Source organism: Planomonospora alba, assembly GCF_039534085.1.
GTDB classification, from domain to species: Bacteria; Actinomycetota; Actinomycetes; order Streptosporangiales; family Streptosporangiaceae; genus Planomonospora_B; species Planomonospora_B alba.
Genome location: NZ_BAAAUT010000013.1, coordinates 25,846 through 42,752, shown reverse-complemented (window position 1 = coordinate 42,752; position 16,907 = coordinate 25,846). Strand labels below are relative to the sequence as shown.

The 16,907-nt window shown below is 74.7% G+C and carries 16 protein-coding genes and 1 pseudogene; 8 read left to right on the top strand and 9 right to left on the bottom strand.

The window, feature by feature from the left end; all coding sequences use genetic code 11:
* Nucleotides 1-134: 134 nt before the first annotated feature.
* On the top strand, nucleotides 135-908 hold the full coding sequence (locus ABD823_RS09970) for a cysteine--tRNA ligase (protein WP_344858112.1): 774 nt from the start codon (nucleotides 135-137) through the stop codon (nucleotides 906-908).
* Nucleotides 909-1,037: 129 nt separating this feature from the next.
* Complete coding sequence (locus tag ABD823_RS09965) at nucleotides 1,038-1,514, top strand: GNAT family N-acetyltransferase (protein ID WP_344858110.1); 477 nt, start codon at nucleotides 1,038-1,040, stop codon at nucleotides 1,512-1,514.
* 104 nt (nucleotides 1,515-1,618) lie between these two features.
* Here ABD823_RS09965 and ABD823_RS09960 read toward each other — a convergent pair whose 3' ends face one another.
* Entirely contained in the window at nucleotides 1,619-2,506 is an 888-nt protein-coding gene (locus ABD823_RS09960; protein ID WP_344858109.1) for an alpha/beta hydrolase, read from the bottom strand.
* 78 nt (nucleotides 2,507-2,584) lie between these two features.
* On the opposite strand from ABD823_RS09960, the gene ABD823_RS09955 reads away from it, so the two are divergent.
* A complete protein-coding gene (locus ABD823_RS09955) occupies nucleotides 2,585-3,286 on the top strand; it encodes a TetR family transcriptional regulator (RefSeq protein WP_344858107.1) in 702 nt (233 codons plus the stop codon).
* A gap of 73 nt (nucleotides 3,287-3,359) precedes the next feature.
* Here ABD823_RS09955 and rraA read toward each other — a convergent pair whose 3' ends face one another.
* The gene (gene rraA, locus ABD823_RS09950; RefSeq protein WP_344858105.1) at nucleotides 3,360-3,836 is read right to left on the bottom strand and encodes a ribonuclease E activity regulator RraA; all 477 of its coding nucleotides are present in this window, start codon (nucleotides 3,834-3,836) and stop codon (nucleotides 3,360-3,362) included.
* A gap of 110 nt (nucleotides 3,837-3,946) precedes the next feature.
* On the opposite strand from rraA, the gene ABD823_RS09945 reads away from it, so the two are divergent.
* Nucleotides 3,947-6,526 (top strand): penicillin acylase family protein, encoded by a 2,580-nt coding sequence (locus tag ABD823_RS09945; protein WP_425566589.1) that lies wholly within the window; start codon nucleotides 3,947-3,949, stop codon nucleotides 6,524-6,526.
* Here the strand turns inward: ABD823_RS09945 and ABD823_RS09940 are convergent.
* The 4 genes from ABD823_RS09940 to mshB are packed head-to-tail and all read right to left on the bottom strand — an operon-like array spanning nucleotide 6,475 to nucleotide 8,850.
* The gene (locus tag ABD823_RS09940; RefSeq protein ID WP_344858101.1) at nucleotides 6,475-6,906 is read right to left on the bottom strand and encodes a hypothetical protein; all 432 of its coding nucleotides are present in this window, start codon (nucleotides 6,904-6,906) and stop codon (nucleotides 6,475-6,477) included. The two genes, ABD823_RS09945 and ABD823_RS09940, sit on opposite strands and share 52 nt — an antisense overlap.
* Before the next feature lie 52 nt (nucleotides 6,907-6,958).
* A complete protein-coding gene (locus ABD823_RS09935; RefSeq protein ID WP_344858100.1) occupies nucleotides 6,959-7,453 on the bottom strand; it encodes a flavin reductase family protein in 495 nt (164 codons plus the stop codon).
* 18 nt (nucleotides 7,454-7,471) lie between these two features.
* Nucleotides 7,472-7,933: a DUF6113 family protein gene (locus tag ABD823_RS09930; protein ID WP_344858098.1), complete on the bottom strand. Its 462-nt coding sequence runs from the start codon at nucleotides 7,931-7,933 to the stop codon at nucleotides 7,472-7,474.
* Nucleotides 7,934-7,944: 11 nt separating this feature from the next.
* Nucleotides 7,945-8,850: an N-acetyl-1-D-myo-inositol-2-amino-2-deoxy-alpha-D-glucopyranoside deacetylase gene (mshB, locus tag ABD823_RS09925; protein ID WP_344858096.1), complete on the bottom strand. Its 906-nt coding sequence runs from the start codon at nucleotides 8,848-8,850 to the stop codon at nucleotides 7,945-7,947.
* A gap of 185 nt (nucleotides 8,851-9,035) precedes the next feature.
* On the opposite strand from mshB, the gene ABD823_RS09920 reads away from it, so the two are divergent.
* Complete coding sequence (locus ABD823_RS09920; protein WP_344858094.1) at nucleotides 9,036-11,105, top strand: S9 family peptidase; 2,070 nt, start codon at nucleotides 9,036-9,038, stop codon at nucleotides 11,103-11,105.
* A 97-nt stretch (nucleotides 11,106-11,202) separates the two neighbouring features.
* Here the strand turns inward: ABD823_RS09920 and ABD823_RS09915 are convergent, their stop codons facing one another.
* On the bottom strand, nucleotides 11,203-12,996 hold the full coding sequence (locus ABD823_RS09915) for an ABC transporter ATP-binding protein (RefSeq protein ID WP_344858093.1): 1,794 nt from the start codon (nucleotides 12,994-12,996) through the stop codon (nucleotides 11,203-11,205).
* A 60-nt stretch (nucleotides 12,997-13,056) separates the two neighbouring features.
* Nucleotides 13,057-14,745: an ABC transporter transmembrane domain-containing protein gene (locus ABD823_RS09910; RefSeq protein WP_344858091.1), complete on the bottom strand. Its 1,689-nt coding sequence runs from the start codon at nucleotides 14,743-14,745 to the stop codon at nucleotides 13,057-13,059.
* A 104-nt stretch (nucleotides 14,746-14,849) separates the two neighbouring features.
* Between ABD823_RS09910 and ABD823_RS09905 the strand changes: the two genes are divergently transcribed.
* The 3 genes and pseudogenes from ABD823_RS09905 (at nucleotide 14,850) to ABD823_RS09900 (ending at nucleotide 15,646) form a co-directional block, all read left to right on the top strand.
* A complete protein-coding gene (locus ABD823_RS09905; protein ID WP_344858089.1) occupies nucleotides 14,850-15,083 on the top strand; it encodes an RNA polymerase subunit sigma-70 in 234 nt (77 codons plus the stop codon).
* Nucleotides 15,084-15,085: 2 nt separating this feature from the next.
* Nucleotides 15,086-15,223, top strand: a pseudogene (locus ABD823_RS34600) (Clp protease N-terminal domain-containing protein); the annotation flags it as partial.
* A 57-nt stretch (nucleotides 15,224-15,280) separates the two neighbouring features.
* Nucleotides 15,281-15,646 (top strand): Clp protease N-terminal domain-containing protein, encoded by a 366-nt coding sequence (locus ABD823_RS09900; RefSeq protein WP_425566588.1) that lies wholly within the window; start codon nucleotides 15,281-15,283, stop codon nucleotides 15,644-15,646.
* A gap of 21 nt (nucleotides 15,647-15,667) precedes the next feature.
* Here ABD823_RS09900 and ABD823_RS09895 read toward each other — a convergent pair whose 3' ends face one another.
* Nucleotides 15,668-16,507 (bottom strand): alpha/beta fold hydrolase, encoded by an 840-nt coding sequence (locus ABD823_RS09895; RefSeq protein ID WP_344858086.1) that lies wholly within the window; start codon nucleotides 16,505-16,507, stop codon nucleotides 15,668-15,670.
* Between the last annotated feature and the right edge of the window lie 400 nt (nucleotides 16,508-16,907).

The following is a 16,907-nucleotide window of genomic DNA, read 5'->3' as shown; positions in this document are numbered from 1 at the left end:
CGTGCCGGGCCCCGGGCCGGGCCGCGGGCCCCGCTCCGCTGACGGCCGGGACGCGCGGGGCGGAACCGGACCGACACCCGCGGCGGGCGGGCCGGTGCGCGCGGCGGGCGGGCCGCCGAACTAGTCTCGGGCTCATGCTGCGGCTCCACGACACCTCCAGCGGCCGGGCGGAGCGGGTGGTGCCCGAGGGCGCCCGCGCCCTGCGGATCGGCACCCGCGGCCCGGCCGCCCGCCCCGCCCGCCTGGGCGACCTCCGCCCGCACCTGCTGGCGGACCTGGTCCGGCGGGTCTGCGAGCGGCACCGGCTGCGCGTGGTCCTGCACCGCGCCGCCGACGACGACGCCTTCCACGCCGACACCCTGACGCTGAACCTGCGCCCCGCCGAGCATTCCTCCCCCGGTGCGCTCCCGGAGGTGCCCGAGGGGACCGTCCTGCTGGATGCGGCCGGCGGCCCGGCGGGCCCGCGGGCGGTCCGCACCGGGCCCGTGCTCGGCGGGGACGCGAGCGCGGCCGGCGGCGCGGGGGCGACGCTGGGGGACGTGGCGGCGCGGGGCCTCGACCCCCTGGCCGTGCGGCTGGCGCTGCTGGGGCACCGCTACCGCGAGCCCGCGGACCTGTCCTGGGACGCGCTGCGCGCCGCCGACCGGACGCTGCGCCGGATGCGCTCCCGCGTCGCCGAGTGGTCGGAGCACCCGAGCAGCCCCATGCCCGTCGACCGGGTCGCGCGGATCGAGGCGGCCCTCGACGACGACCTCGACACGCCGTCGGCGCTGCGCCTGGCGGAGGAGCTGGAGCAGGACGAGGCCCTCGCCCCGGGTTCCCGCTTCGAGGCGTTCGTCCACCTCGACACGGTCCTCGCCCTGGACCTGCCGGCGGACATCGGCAGGCCGCCCGGAGAACCCCGGTGACCCTCCTCCGGGAGCGGGACGCGGGCCTTCCTCCGGACGGTGCGCGCGCCGCCCCCCGCCACGCGGGGCACGGGGCGCGATCCGCGCCGGGCACCGTGAATGTCGGTGCCGCCCGATAGCGTCGCGATCATGAGTGAGATCGCTGTGACCGTACGGCCCGCGCGGGCCGAGGACCTGGACGGGGTGGTGGCCTGCAGTGCCGCGCTGTTCGCCGAGGACGCCGGGGCGCGCGACCCGTCGCTGAACCTGGCCTGGCCCCGCGAGCACGGCCAGGCCAGGTTCGCCGCCGCGCTGGACGATCCCGACCGGCTGGTCCTGGTCGCCGACGACGGCGGCCGGATCGTCGGCCACCTGACCGGGTCGCTCACCGGGCCCACCGCGATGCGGCCGGTCCCGGTGGCGACGCTCGGCAGCATGTACGTCCAGCCCGGCCACCGGGGGCAGGGGGTCGGCGCCCGCCTGGTGGCGGAGTTCCGGTCCTGGGCCCGCGGGCGCGGCGCCCGCTACGCCGGGGTGACCGCCTACGCGGCCAACGAGGCCGCCGTGCGCTTCTACCGCAGGCACGGCTTCGCGGACCGCTCCACGGTCCTGGAGACGGTCCTGTGACATCCGGGGCCCTGTGCCGTCCCGTGGCGGCGGGGCCTCTCCCGCACGGATCGTGCCCGGTGCCGCACGGGTCCCCGCGGCCGGGAGGCGGTGCGCGTCCTCCCTCACACCGCCGCGGACGCCCGGCGGTAGAAGCCGATCTGGTCGGCGACCACGCGGTCCCGGAACCCGGGGTCGGTGTAGAAGGTGAAGTGGGTGCCGGGGTAGACGCGCAGCTCGCCCCGCGGCGCGCGCTCGGCCAGCGCCCGGTTGGTCTCCAGCGGTGTCTCCCGGTCCTCGGCGGCGACGCAGACCAGCAGGGGGCAGGCCAGGCGCGCCGCGGCCTCTGCGGGCCGGTAGCGCATCATCTGCAGCAGCCCTCTGGGCGCGACGCTGTTGCGCCAGGACGTCTGCTGCCCGCCGGTCAGGGTCTCGATGTGCCTGTCGGCCTCGGGGGTCGCGGTCACGGCGAGCTCTCCCGGACGTCCCACCATGGGGATGTAGTACGGCCGCAGGCCCAGCCGGCCCCGTAGCGCGTCCCAGAGGATCGCGCCCAGCAGCCGCAGCGTGTCACCGGCCGACCGGCCCTCGACCTTCTTCGGGAACCCGTTGAACGGGATCTGCGCCACCACCGCGGCGATCCGGGGATCGCCGGCGGCCACGGTGACGGCGTGCGCGCCGCCCAGCGAGTTGCCCCACAGCAGCACCCTGTCGGGGTCGACCCGCTCGTGCCCCCGGACGAAGGCCACGGCGGCGCGGACGTCGGCGAGCTGGCCGGGGATGTCGGGGACCTGGCGCGGCTCGCCGTCGCTCTCGCCGAAGCCGCGGTAGTCGAAGACCAGCGCCGCGAAGCCCTCTGCGGCGAAACGCTCGGCGTGGTCGAAGAGCCGGTCCATCGTCCCGCTGAAACCGTGGCAGAGCACCACGCACGGCACCGGTCCGGAACCGGCGGGCAGGTAGAGGTGGCCGGCGCAGCGGACGCCGGCGACGGGGAAGGACACCCTGGTTCGCATATAGATCATCCCCACGGCGATAGACTTACCTTTGGTAAGTAGGCTACCAAACGAACTGACCACAGGTAAGTGGGGGACATGACATCCCAGCGGATCCTGGAGGCGGCGCGGGCCCTGTTCGCCGCCCGCGGCTACCGCGCCACCTCCATGCAGGCCATCGCCGACGAGGTGGGCATCACCAAGGCCGCCCTCTACTACCACTTCGACTCCAAGGAGGAGATCCTCCACCGGCTCACGCTGCCGCTGCTGGACGAGCTGGAGGCGGTACTGGCCCGGGCCGAGTCCTGCGACGGCGCCGAGGAGGTGCGGTGGCGGGCGATCGAGGGCTACGTCGACGTGCACCTGCGCCACCGCCACACGCTCACCATGCTGGTCAAGGACATGACCCTGCTGGTGCAGGCGCCGGTCGCCGACCGCTTCCGGGCCGCGATCGCCCTGGCCAACGAACTGGTGGCCGGTCCGGGCGGCGGGCTCGAACAGCGGGTACGGGCCTCCCAGGTGGTCGCCGGGCTGGCCGATCCGGTGGTGCTGTTCCGCGACGAGCCGGCCGAGCGGCTCAGGAGCCTCATCCTGGACGGCGCCAGGGCGCTGCTGGACGGACCGGGCGCGCCCCGGGCGCGCGGGCGCGCCCGGGGACGGAACGGCGGGCGGCGGGCCGCGCTCACCGGGGAGCAGGCCGCCCAGGCGCGCTCCCTGTACGCCGAGGGGCACGGCGCCGAGGAGATCGCCGCCCGTTTCGACGTCTCCAGAGCGACCATCTACCGCTATCTCAGAATCTAAAGATTATGAGATTTGATTCTGAGACTGGGCCCCGGCCGTCACGCGTCCCCGGTAGGGCCCGCCGTCCCGGCGTCTACAGCTCGTGCGGGGCGACGACGATGCCGTCCTCGTCGCTGTAGAGCCAGGCGCCCGGGGTGAAGGTGACCTCGCCGAAGGTGACGGGCACGTCGAGCTCGCCCCTGCCGTCCTTGGCGCTCTTGCGGGGGTTGGAGCCGAGGGCCTTGATGCCGAGGTCGAGGGCGGCGAAGGCGGCGGTGTCGCGGACCGCGCCGTTGACGACCACGCCGGACCAGCCCGAGGCGACGGCGGAGGCGGCGATCACGTCGCCCATCAGGGCGCTGCGCAGCGAGGCGCCGCCGTCCACCACCAGGACCCGGCCCTCTCCGGGGGTGGCCAGGACCCGCTTGACGAGGGCGTTGTCCTCCAGGCAGCGGACGGTGGCGATCGGGCCCGCGAAGCGGGTGCGCCCGCCGTACGAGCGGAACTGCGTCACGCAGCTGGCCAGGACGTCGCCGTGGGCGTCGATCAGGTCGGCGGTCGTAAACTCCATGCGCCGCATTCTCCCGGATGCGATCGTGGCCCTACGGATCCGGGGGTGGTCGCGCCGAACGCCCGGACGTGTCGCAGGGAGGTCTTTTGAGGTTCCGGCCGTACGCCCGGATGTCCCGGCCGCTGCGGTGGCTCGCACGGGTCCTCACCGCGCTCGCGCTCCTCGGGCCGGCGGGCGCCGGGGCCGCCGTCTGGGCCGTGCGCGCGTCGTTCCCGCAGGTGTCGGGCACACTCGCGGTGGACGGCCTGACCGGGAGGGTCACCGTGCACCGCGACGCGTACGGCATCCCGCACATCTACGCCGACTCCGCCCGCGACCTGTTCCTCGCCCAGGGCTACGTGCACGCCCAGGACCGGTTCTTCGAGATGGACCTGCGCCGGCACGCGACGGCCGGCCGGTTGTCGGAGATGTTCGGCGCCGCCACGGTCGACCAGGACAAGGCGGTCCGCACCATGGGCTGGCGGCGGGTGGCCGAGCAGGAGCTGCCGCTGCTCGACGAGCAGACCCGGCTCCACCTCGAGGCCTACGCCGAGGGGGTGAACTCCTGGCTGGAGCGCAGCGGGGGCGCCCTCTCCAGGAGCCTGGAGTACGGCGTGCTCAAGCTGGTCGCCCCCGGCTACGAGCCCGAGCCGTGGACCCCCGTCGACTCCCTGTCCTGGCTCAAGGCCATGGCCTGGGACCTGCGCTCCAACCTGTCCGACGAGATCGGCCGGGCGCTGGCCGCCACCCGGCTGCCGCGCGAGCGGGTGGAGCAGCTCTGGCCCGGCTACCCGTTCGACCTCCACCGGCCGATCGTGACCCGGGGGGCGGTCACGGGCGGGCGCTTCGACCAGAGCCGGGAGCCGCAGGAGAGCGTCCCCGCGCCGGACCCCGCGGCGCTGACCCGGGCGGCGGAGGCCATGCGCGCGGTGCCGAGCCTGATGGGCGACCCGGCGGGCGGCAGCGGCATCGGCTCGAACTCGTGGGTGGTGAGCGGGCGGCACACCGCCTCGGGCAAGCCGCTGCTGGCCAACGACCCGCACCTGGCGGCGGGCGTGCCGTCGGTGTGGTACCAGGCCGGGCTGCACTGCCGGAGCAAGAGCGCCGAGTGCCCCTTCGACGTGACGGGGTTCACCTTCTCCGGGACCCCCGGGGTGATCATCGGGCGGAACGACCGGATCGCCTGGGGGTTCACCAACCTCGGCCCCGACGTCGCCGACCTCTACCTGGAGAAGGTGAAGGACGACTCCTACCTGCTGATGGGCGAGTGGAAGCCGCTGGAGAAGCGGACCGAGACGATCCGGGTGGCCGGGGGCGACCCGGTCGTGCTGACGGTCCGCCACACCATGCACGGCCCCCTCGTCTCCGACGTCATGGGGGACGCCCGCGGCGCGCTGGCCGGGGCCGGGCGGGCCGACGGCGAGCGGGCCGACGCGGTCGCGCTGAAGTGGACGGCGCTGGAGCCGGGCCGGAGCGCCGACGCGGTCTTCGCGTTGAACGCCGCGCAGGACTGGAACGACTTCCGGGCGGCGGCGAGCCTGTTCGACGTGCCGGCGCAGAACCTGGTCTACGCCGACGTCGACGGCAACATCGGCTACCAGGCGCCGGGCCGGATCCCGGTGCGGGTGCGCGGCGACGGCACCTGGCCGGTGCCCGGCTGGACCGGCGAGTACGCCTGGCAGGGCACCATCCCCTTCGACGAGCTGCCCAGCCTCTACAACCCGCCGGAGGGCCACATCGTGACCGCCAACAACGCGGTCATCGACCCGGAGCGCTACCCGCCGGTGCTGACCAAGGACTGGGCGTACGGCTACCGCGCCCAGCGCATCTCCGAGCGCCTGCGCGCCGCCCTGGCCGAGGGTCCGGTCGACGCCGCGGCGATGGCCGCGCTGCAGTCGGACACGCACAACGGCTTCGCCCGTTTCCTGGTGCCCGCGCTGCTGGAGCTCCAGGTGGCCGGGCCGGCGGGGCGGGCCCGCGAGCTGCTGCGCGACTGGGACGGCTCGCAGGGCGCCGGTTCGGCCCCGGCGGCGTACTTCAACGCCGTCTGGCGGCACCTGCTGCTGGAGACGTTCGGCGACGAGCTGCCGGAGGGCGCCCGGCCGGGCGGCGGCGACCGCTGGTTCGAGGTGGTCCGCGTCCTGCTGCAGCGGGCCGGCGACCCCTTCTGGGACGACGTCCGCACGGACGTGCGGGAGACCCGCGACGACATGCTGCGCCGCGCCCTCGCACTGGCCTACGACGAGCTGGATGCCCGGCTCGGCCCGGAGCCCGGGGCGTGGCGCTGGGGTGAGCTGCACACGCTGACGCTGGTCCACGGCTCCCTGGGGACCTCCGGGATCGCCCCGGTGGAGTGGCTGTTCAACCGGGGTCCGTTCCGGGTGGGCGGGAGCGACGACGCGGTCGACGCCACCGGCTGGGACGTGCAGGAGGGGTACGCGGTGAGCTGGCTGCCGTCCATGCGGATGGTCGTCGACCTCGCCGATCCGGACGGCTCGCGGTGGATCAACCTGACCGGCGCCTCCGGCCACGCATTCCACGACCACTACGCCGACCAGGCGCCGCTGTGGGCCGCCGGGAAGACCGTCCCCATGCGCACCGGCGAGGAGGCGGTCCGCGAGGCGGCCGTGGACACGCTGACGCTCGTGCCGCCCGGCGGTCAGGGCCCGGTGCGGGGCGACCGGGACCACCACGGCGGGGTGCGCCGGTAGCCGCCGTCCTCCAGGACCGCCAGTCGCTCGAAGACGTTCCAGGAGGCGGGGTTCCCGCACAGCAGCAGTGAGACGGCCGCCGCGGCGACGTAGAGCGGGAGCATCGGCAGACCCGCGCAGGCCGCGTACTGCGAGGCGTGCCGGGCCTCGTGGCGCAGCAGCGCGCCGGTCAGATAGCCCTCCCCGTGCCGGGTCAGCACCACGTTGCCGACGGTGAACGCCCCGGCCACCGGGAACGGGATGCGGTAACCGTGCGCCAGCAGGAGGCCGTCCGGGCCCGCCGTCAGGCGGGCGCGACCCAGCCGGGCCACCAGCAGCCCCAGGGGGGTGGAGAGGTTCGCGTAGTTGAGCGCCCGCCGGGTGCGATGCCACCGTCGCATACCGGTGATTGTGCGCCCTGCGCGCGATCGGCGACAGGGGGCCGTGCGGGGCTCAGCCCAGCCTGCGGTAGCGGCCCTCGTGGTACAGCAGCGGCGAGCCCTCGGCGGGCGTGTCCACCGCGACCACCTCGCCGACCACGATGGAGTGGTCGCCGCCGTCGTGCACGGCGGTCGTGCGGCACTCCAGGGTCGCGAGCGCGTCGTCGAACAGCGCCACGCCGAGCCCGCCGCGGTGATGCGGGCGGCCGTCGAGCTGGCCCTTGAGCGGACGGCCCCGGTGGGCGTAGAAGCGGGAGACGTCCTCGGCGGTGTCGGCCAGGACCGACACCCCCCACACCCCGGCGGCGAGCACCGCGTCGTGGAAGCGGGCGACCTTCTCCGCGCAGAACAGCGCGAGCAGCGGGTCCAGCGAGACCGAGGCGAAGGAGTTGACGGTCATCGCGTGGTCGGTGTCGTCGACGATGGTGGTGACGACCGCGATGCCGGTCGCGAAACGGCCGACGACCCTGCGGTAGGCGTCGCGGTCCACCGGTTGCTCTGGCTGCACGCAGGCCACCCTACGCAGTCAGGACGGATCGGACCGCACCGGGCCGGCACCGTGGGGGTAGCCGCTGAGCAGCCACGATCCGCCCCGCGCCGGGGTCATCAGCACGCCCGCCAGCACGGCGAGCAGCCCGCCGTACAGGTAGACGTAGCCCGACGGGTCGTCGGCGATGACCAGGTCGCCCTCCGGGCGGACGCCCAGCCAGAGCATCGTGACGGCCGCCCAGCCCGCGGCGGGCGCGCACGCCGCCCCGCGGCCGCGCATGGCCCGGCCGGCCCCGAGGCAGACGGCGAAGAGCCCGGCGACCCAGGCGATGGCCGAGACCGGGACGGGCCGGATGTACCACGAGTGCTGGAACCCGCCGAGCAGCCCCATCAGGAGGCCGAGGAGGACCAGCACGGTGTAGGCCGCCGCGGTGACCGGCGACGACGGTCCCGCGGTGGCCTCCGCCGGCGCCCTGGTCGTCTCCGGAACCTGTTCCACGGACATCGAGGCTAGTTGATGCCCGCGAAGAGGTCGTCCTCGCGGTCGTACGGCTCGCCGATGCCGCCGGCCTCGACCGGCGCCCCCCGGCCCGCCGGACCCGGCACGCCGTGGCGCAGGATGTAGTGCTCGACCCCGAACGCCTGCTGGCCGATGCCGTTGGACAGGGCGAACCAGGGCGGGTCCACCGCGATCTGGGTGGCGTGCGCGCGCATCGCGTCGAGCTTGGCGCCGACGTGGGCGCGGGCGTCGATCTCGGTGGTGACGTCCTCGTCCGCGCAGCCGTACGGCAGGTCGTCGGCCTCGGCGATCTGGAAGCGCGTGCCCGCCTCGCGCATCGCCTCGGTGGCCCGGCGGACGGCGGACCGGGGCAGCGCGGTGAGGTAGAACTTGGAGATCCGCCACGGCTCGCCCTCGCCGTGCGCGGGCTCGGAGGCCAGGTCGAAGGCGCGCCGGGCCACGCGGTGGGCCTGGATGTGGTCGGGGTGGCCGTAGAAGCCGTTGTCGTCGTAGGTGACCAGGACCTGGGGGCGGACCTCGCGGATCACCTTGACCAGCTCGGCGGCGGCCTCCTCGACGTCGGCCCGCCAGAAGGCGTTCTCCCGGTGGTTGGAGGCGGCGCCCATCATGCCCGAGTCGCGCCAGCGGCCGGGCCAGCCCAGGAAGCGGTGGTCGGTGACGCCGAGCGCGCGGCAGGCCGCCGCCAGCTCGCCGATGCGGTGCTCGCCCAGCGTGTCGTCGCGGTCGGCGGCCAGGTGCGCGAGCTCCGGCGGGATGACCTCGCCCTCCTCTCCCAGGGTGCAGGTCACCAGGGTGACGTGGGCGCCCTCGGCGGCGTACTTGGCCATCGTGGCCCCGGTGCCGATGGTCTCGTCGTCGGGATGCGCGTGTACCAGCAGCAGACGCCGATCGTTCATGACTCAGAGGGTATCGGGGTACCGGAGACGGTCGGCGACCGGAGGAACTTGTCGGCCCGCGCCACCCCCGGGAAGTAGGTAATTCACCCAATAAGTCTCGTCTGACCATTTTCTTTCATAACAGCCTTCACTCGAACGTCTGCGGGCACCGTGGAACACGCTGTCAAGCTGGCAGGATGGGCGGTATGAGTGAGAGCTTCCCTCGTCTGCACGCGCGCACCCGCCGTTTCACCCTCGGAGTGCCGCGCGGCTTCACCATCGCCCCCGACGGTTCCCGGATCGTCTTCCTGCGGACGAAGGGCGGCTCCGATCCCGTCACCTGCCTGTGGGAGTTCGACGTGGCAGGCGGCGGCGAGCGCCTGGTCGCGGACCCGCGCGCGCTGGCCGTGGACGAGGAGGACCTGCCGCCCGAGGAGCGGGCGCGCCGCGAGCGCAGCCGGGAGCAGGCCGGCGGCATCGTCGGCTACAGCACCGACGCCGCGGTGACCACCGCCGTCTTCGCCCTGGCCGGCGGGCTGTACGCGGTGGACCTGAGGACCCGGGGCGTGCGGCGCCTGGCGACGCCCGGCCCGGTGATCGACCCGCGGCTGTCGCCCGACGGCGGCTACGTCGGCTACGTGACCGGGGGAGCCTTCCACGTCCAGGACCTCCAGGACGGGGTGGACCACACGCTGGCCCGCCCCGAGGGCCCCGGCGTCACCTACGGCCTGGCGGAGTTCGTCGCCGCCGAGGAGATGAACCGCATGCGGGGCCACTGGTGGTCCCCTGCGGGCGACGCGGTGCTGGTCGAGCGTGCCGACGAGTCGGCGGTGCGGGAGTGGTTCATCGCTGACCCGGCCAACCCGTCCCGGCCCGCCGTCCCGCAGCGCTACCCCGCCGCCGGCACGCCCAACGCCAAGGTGGAGCTGTTCGTGCTCGGCCTGGACGGCTCCCGCACGCCGGTGCCCTTCACCGACGAATACCTCGTCACCGCCTGCTGGGACGCCCACGGCCTGGCGATCGTCACCCTCTCCCGCGACCAGCGGTCGATGAAGCTGCTGAAGATCGACCCGGCCACCGGGGAGTCCGTGCTCGTCCGCGAGGACACCGACGACGCCTGGGTGGAGATCGTCAACGGCGTGCCCGGCCACCTGCCGGACGGCACCCTGGTCTGGGTCGCCGACTCCGAGGGGGGACGGCGCCTGATCATCGGCGACGAGCCGGTCACGCCGCCCAGCCTCCAGGTCCGCGAGGTCCTCGACGTCTCGGGCGGCACCGTGCTCTTCCGGGCCAGCGGCGGCGACCCGGCCGAGATCGCCGTGTGGGCCTACCGCGACGGCGGGATCACCCTGATCAGCCCGTCCGCGGGCGGCGTCTACAGCGGCCGCACCGCGGGCGGCACCCTCGTGCTCACCGGTCAGACGCTGGACACCGAGGGCCCGGTGGTCCAGGTCTTCCACCACCACTCCCCGCGCGGCCACATCGCCTCCCACGCCGAGCGGCACGGCCTGGACCTGCGGGTCTCGCTCATCCGCGCGGGCGAGCGCGAGCTGTCCACCGCCGTGATCCTGCCCAGCGGCCACGTGCCCGGCTCGGCCCGGCTCCCCGTCCTGATGGACCCGTACGGCGGGCCGCACGCCCAGCGCGTGCTGGCCGCCTCCGGCGCCTACCTGACCAGCCAGTGGTTCGCCGACCAGGGCTTCGCGGTGGTCGTCGCCGACGGCCGGGGCACCCCGGGCAGGGGCCCGGAGTTCGAGCGGGCGATCCTGCACGACCTGGCCGGCCCGGTCCTCGACGACCAGGTGGACGCCCTGCACGGCGCCGCCGAGCGCTTCCCCGACGACCTGGACCTGTCCCGGGTGGCCATCCGCGGCTGGTCCTTCGGCGGCTATCTCGCGGCCCTGGCCGTGATGCGCCGGCCCGACGTGTTCCACGCGGCCGTCGCCGGGGCCCCGGTGACCGACTGGCGGCTCTACGACACCTGCTACACCGAGCGCTATCTCGGCCTGCCGGACGAAGGCCGCTACGATGCCTCGTCGCTGTTCGCCGACGCCGACAAGCTCGACCGGCCGCTCCTGCTGATCCACGGCCTGGCCGACGACAACGTGGTCGCCGCGCACACCCTGCGGCTGTCCTCGGCGCTGCTGGCGGCCGGCCGCCCGCACAGCGTGCTCCCGCTGTCCGGGGTGACGCACATGACCCCGCAGGAGGTCGTGGCCGAGAACCTGCTCCTGCTCCAGGTCGACTTCCTCAAGAAGTCGCTCGGGATCGGCTGAGCCGCGGGCCGCGCGGGCCGCGCCCCCACCGCCGGGCCGCGGCCCGCGCCGTGTCCGCACCGCTTTCCACCGCGGCGCGGCGTGTCCGCGCCGGTCCCTACCGCGGCATGCCGTGCCAGCTGCTCCACAGCGCGGCGTAGGAGCCGCCGGCGGCGACGAGCTCGTCGTGGGAGCCCAGCTCGCTGATCCGGCCGTCCTCGACCACCGCCACCCGGTCCGCGTCGTGCGCGGTGTGCAGGCGGTGCGCGATGGCGATCACCGTACGGCCCTCCAGCACCGCGGCCAGCGACCGCTCCAGGTGCCGGGCCGCCCGCGGGTCGATCAGCGAGGTGGCCTCGTCGAGGACGAGGGTGTGCGGGTCGGCCAGGACCAGGCGGGCCAGGGCGAGCTGCTGCGCCTGGGCCGGGGAGATCGCCGTGCCGCCCGAGCCGACCACGGTGTCCAGGCCGTCCGGCAGCGCCTCGACCCACTCGGCGGCGTCCACCGCCGCCAGCGCCGCCCTGACCCCGGCGTCGTCCGCGTCCGGGCGGGCGATCAGCAGGTTGTCGCGGAGCGTGCCCCGGAAGACGTGGTGCTCCTGGCTCACCAGGGCGACCTGGCCCCGCAGGTCGTCCAGGGGGAGCTCGACCAGCGGGGCACCGCCGACGGTGACCGTGCCCGCGCGCGGGCCGTGGATGCCGGCCAGCAGCCTGCCCAGCGTGGACTTGCCCGCCCCGGACGGGCCGACCATGGCCAGCCGCTCCCCGGGCCGGACGGCCAGGTCGATGCCGTGCAGCACGTCGTGCCCCTCGCGGTAGGCGTAGTGCACGCCGTCGGCCCGCAGCTCCCGGCCCTGCGGGGAGGCCGAGCCGGCCTCGCGGTCGTCGGGCACCTCGGCGACGCCCAGCAGGCGGGCCATGGAGGCCCCGCCGACCTGGAGCTCGTCGATCCACATCAGCAGCCGGTCGAGCGGGTCGACGAGCTGCTGCACGTAGAGCACGGCCATGGTGACCTGCTCCAGCGTGGCCCAGCCCCGCAGGTGGAACAGGCCGCCTGCGACCAGGGTGGCCACGATCGGGATCACGTAGCCGAGCTCGACCGCGGGGAACCAGACGGTGCGCAGGCCGAGGGTGTAGCGCTCGGCCGCCCACGACCGGGCGATGTCGGTGTCGGTGCGCCGGCGGCGCCGCTCCTGCAGACCGAGGGCCTCCACGGTGCGGGCGCCGTTCACCGTCTCGGCCAGGCCGTCGGTCATGTCCGCGTAGGCGGCGCTCTCCCGCAGGTAGCCGTCCCGGGCGCGCTTGAGGTACCACCGGGTGGCCAGCCAGATCAGCGGGGCCGCCAGCAGGGCGGGCAGCATCATCAGCGGTCCGGCCAGCACCAGCGCGCCGACCGTGATGGCGCAGGTGACCAGCGCGATCAGCGTCTCGGGGACGGCGTGCCGCACGGTCCGCGACAGCGCGTCGACGTCGCGGGAGGTCCGGGTGATGAGGTCGCCCGACCCGGCGCGCTCGACGACCGAGAGCGGCAGGCCGAGCACCCGGCCGACGAACTCCTCGCGCAGCTCGGCCAGGACCTTCTCGCCGAGCGTCGAGGAGGCGTAGACGGCGTATCTGACCAGGACCGCCTGCCCGGTCAGGAAGCCGCCGACCGCCAGGGCCAGCCAGAGCGGGTCGACCGCGGCGCCGTCGTGGACGTCCTGGACGAGCCCGCCCAGCAGCCACGGCACCGCCAGGCCGAAGGCGGCGGCCAGGCCGTGCAGGACCAGCGCCGTCACCAGCTCCCGGGGGTATCTCATCATCAGCCGCCGGGCATAGGCCTTGACCTGGGCCTGGTCGGCGACCGGCAGGATCCGGTCGTCCCGCCGCTCGCCCGACTCCCCGGCGGTGCGCTCGTCCGTTCGCTCGCTCATGCGTCCTCCTCCGTCGGCCGCATGGGCGGCACCGCCGTGCTCGTGGTCCGCTCGCTCACGTCAGTCCTCTCCCCGGGTGACGGTGGCGGCGTAGGCCGGCGCGGTGGCCAGCAGTTCGCGGTGGGTGCCCTGCGCCCGCACGACGCCGCCGGCGACGTGGACGACGTGGTCGGCGCGGTCGAGCACCAGCGGGCTGGTCGTGCAGACCAGCGTGGTGCGGCCCTGGCGGGCCTTGGCGAGCCGGTCGGCGATGCGGGCCTCGGTGTGCGCGTCGACCGCGCTGGTGGGCTCGATCAGGATGAGCACCTCCGGGTCGGCCAGCAGGGCGCGGGCGAGCCGGAGCCGCTGCTGCTGGCCGCCGGAGAACTCCCGGCCCGCCTCGGCGACCCGGGTGTCCAGGCCGCCGGGGAGGGCCTCGACGATGTCCTCGGCGCACGCGGCGTGCAGCGCCTCGGCCATGTCGTCGTCCGAGGCGCCGCCCGCGACGTCCAGCTCGTCCCTGAGCCGGCCGGCGAACAGCCGCGCGCCGTTGTCGGCCACCAGGATCCGGCGGCGGACCTCGGCCAGCGGCAGCTCCTGCAGCGGCACGTCCCCGAAGTCCACGTCGCCGTCGCTGTAGCGGCCGAGCCGGTCGGCGATCGCGATGGCCTCCTCGGGCGTGGCCGCGGCGACGGCGGTGAACGTGCCGGGGCGGACCGCGACGCCGGAGGCCACGTCGCGCAGCAGGCCGCCGTCCGAGCGGCCGGTGCCGCCGGTCATCTCGGGCTCCAGGTTCAGGATGCGCACCACCCGGCGGGCGGCGACGTGCCCCTTGGTCAGCTTGTCGGCCGCCTCGGTGAGCGTCCGCATCGGGGCGATGAGGAAGACCGCGTAGCCGTAGAAGGTGACGAGCTGGCCCGGGGTGATCCGGCCCTGGAGCGCGAAGGTCGCGCCGAGCCAGGTCACCGCGGCGATCAGCAGGCCGGGCAGCAGGATCTGCGCGCCCTCCAGCGCCGACTCGACCGAGGCCACCCGGACCCCGGCCCGCCGTACCCGCTGGGACTCGGCGGTGTAGCGGTCGGCGAAGACCTGCTCGCCGCCGACGCCGCGGAGCACGCGCAGGCCGGCGACGATGTCGGCGGCCCGGGTGGACAGCTCGCCCTGCAGCTCGCGGTGGGCGTTCTGGCGGCGGTGCAGCGGGCGCAGCAGCGGTGCCACGGCGACCGCCATGAGCGGGACGCCGATCAGCACCGTCAGGCCCAGCGGGGGCGACATGCGGATCATCAGGACGGTCACCGTGCCGATGGCGACGACCGCGCCGACGCCGCGCAGCAGGATGTCCATCGCGCTGCCGATGTGGGCGATGTCGGAGTTGCCGATGCTGACGACCTCTCCGGTGGACATGCGCTTGGGCAGCGTCGCGCCCAGCCGGGCCGCCTGCCGGGCGGTGACCTGGACGGTCCGGTAGGCGGCGCTCAGCCAGTTGTAGACGGCCATCCGGTGCCGCATGACGCCGGTGAACGCCTGCGCCGCGCCCAGGCCGAACACCACCGCTCCCCAGGTGACCAGCCCGTCCGTGTCACCGGTCCGCAGGGCGTCGATGCCCTCGCCGAGGAAGAGGGGGACGAGGGCCATCGTGAGCCACCACAGGGTGGCGTAGGCGATGCCCGCCGCGAGCGCGGCGGCCTGGTTGCGGGCCACCCACCACAGATAGCGCAGCGGGCTTCGGGCGTCAGGGGTGCCGGGATCGGCGGCAGGTAAGGAGCGCATGGCCTGTACAGGCTGGCAAATCCCGCTCTGACCAGGCAACTCATTTTCCGGTCCCACGTCAACCAGGGTTGACATAAAGTCCCGCGTCAACCTACATTGACAGCATGAGCGATACGGCGCAGCTGGCCTCCGACGCCAGCAGCCGCGACCCCGCCGTCGGCCTGCGGGCCGTGCGGGCGCTGCGGATGCTGGTCGACCGCCTGGAGGCCCTTCAGGTGGAGAACGCCCGCGAGCAGGGATGGTCCTGGCAGGAGATCGCCTACTGCCTGGAGGTCTCCCGGCAGGCGGTGCACAAGAAGTACGCAGGGGGCCGCGGGCTCCTGAGAAGGGAGAAGTAGGCATGTTCGAGCGGTTCACCCGCGACGCCCGCCAGGCCGTCAAGCTCGCCCAGGCGAACGCCCGGCGGCTCAACCACCACTTCATCGGCAGCGAGCACGTCCTGCTGGGCCTGCTCGACCAGCCCCAGACGGTCTCCGCTCGGGTGCTGGCCCGGCACGGCCTGGACCACGAGCGGGCCTACCGGGCCGTGTTCGGCATGATCCCCCCGATGGGGAGCGACCGGATCGACGCCGACGCGCTGGAGACGATCGGCATCGACCTGTCCGCCATCCGGGAGAAGGTCGAGGCCGCCTTCGGCCCCGGCGCCCTGGACCGGCCGCCCCAGCGCGACCACCGCGGCCGCACGGTCAGCGGCCGGCACATCCCCTTCACCCCGCCCGCGAAGAAGGCCCTGGAGCTCTCCCTGCGCGAGGCCATCGCCCTCAGGCACAACCACATCGCCGACGGCCACATCCTCCTCGGCATCCTGCGCGCCGGCCCCGGACCGGCCCGCCGGATCCTGTCCGAGATCGACGTCGACCTGGAGACCCTCCGCCAGGAGCTCGTCGCCGAGCTGGGCTGAGGCCCCGGGCGGGGCAGGGGGTCAGCCGCGCAGGAACGCCGCGACCTGCTCGGTCCGGCCGATGATCGAGTGCCCGACCTCGGGCAGGAGGTCCACGGTCGCGTTCGGGACGCACCGGTGCACGCGCCGGGCGGTCTCCGCGGAGTCGAACATGGCGTCCCGGCCGCCGACGACCACCAGCACGGGCATGTCCAGGCGGCGCAGCGCGCCGTCGGGGAACACGGGCAGCCGCTCCGTGCGCGGCCTGAACTGCGTGAAGACCAGCACCAGGTAGTCGAGGAACGGCCGGGCCTCCGGCGACTCCAGGCCCGCGACGGACCGCGCCGTCCGGCGCAGCCCCCGGCGCCCGAACGGGCGCAGCAGCAGGGCCTTGACCATCCAGCCCGTCCGCTGCCGGCCCAGGCCGCCCGGGCACAGCAGCGCCAGGCGCCTCACCCGCTCCGGGCGGCGGGTGGCGTAGTCCAGCGCCACCCAGCCGCCGAGGGAGGCCCCGACGAGCGAGGCGGCGGTGAGCCCGAGGCCGTCCAGCACGTCGTCCAGCCACAGCGCGAGCGCGCCGGAGTCCAGGGGCGGCCGGGACGGCGCGCTCAGGCCCGGCTCCCCGACGAGGTCGACGGCGTAGGTGCGGAAGGAGCGGGCCCAGGAGGCGATGTCGCCCAGCCACATCGCCGCGTTCGCCCCCGAGCCGTGCAGCAGCAGCACGGGTGGCGCCCCCTTCGGGCCGGAGACGACGACGAAGGTCTCCCCCTCGCGCGTGGGCACCCGCACGTGCTCGGCGGGGACCGGCCAGGCGTCCAGCAGCTCCTGGTAGCGCCGCCGGATCTCACGCGCGCCGGCTTCGGACTTGTAGATCGTGCTCATGGCGCGAGCACTCCTTTCCTGTCGGATCCCCACGGCCGGGCGGTGCGCGGGGCGGATCGCAGCGGTCCACCGGCACGCCCCGCAGACGGAGACGTTTCGCCATGAAAATACCCTATTCTCCTCTCAATGAGGACATGTTAGGGAAGGAAAGGGAGTCGTATGCCATCATCCGATGCCGTCAGGATGAGTGCGGACCCTTCACCGGCACGGGACCACGCCGCGCCGCGCCCGCAGCGACGGCAGCGGCCCCGCCGGCGGAGGTGGTAGGCGAGGGCGGCGGCGGATGGGGGATGGCGGAGGGTCTCGCGCCGACCGCCCTGGCCGCGCTGACCGCCCGCTGGTCCCCGGCGCGGCGGGCCGTGGGGGCCTGCGTGCCGTCGGTCGCCGCGGCATCGGTGTG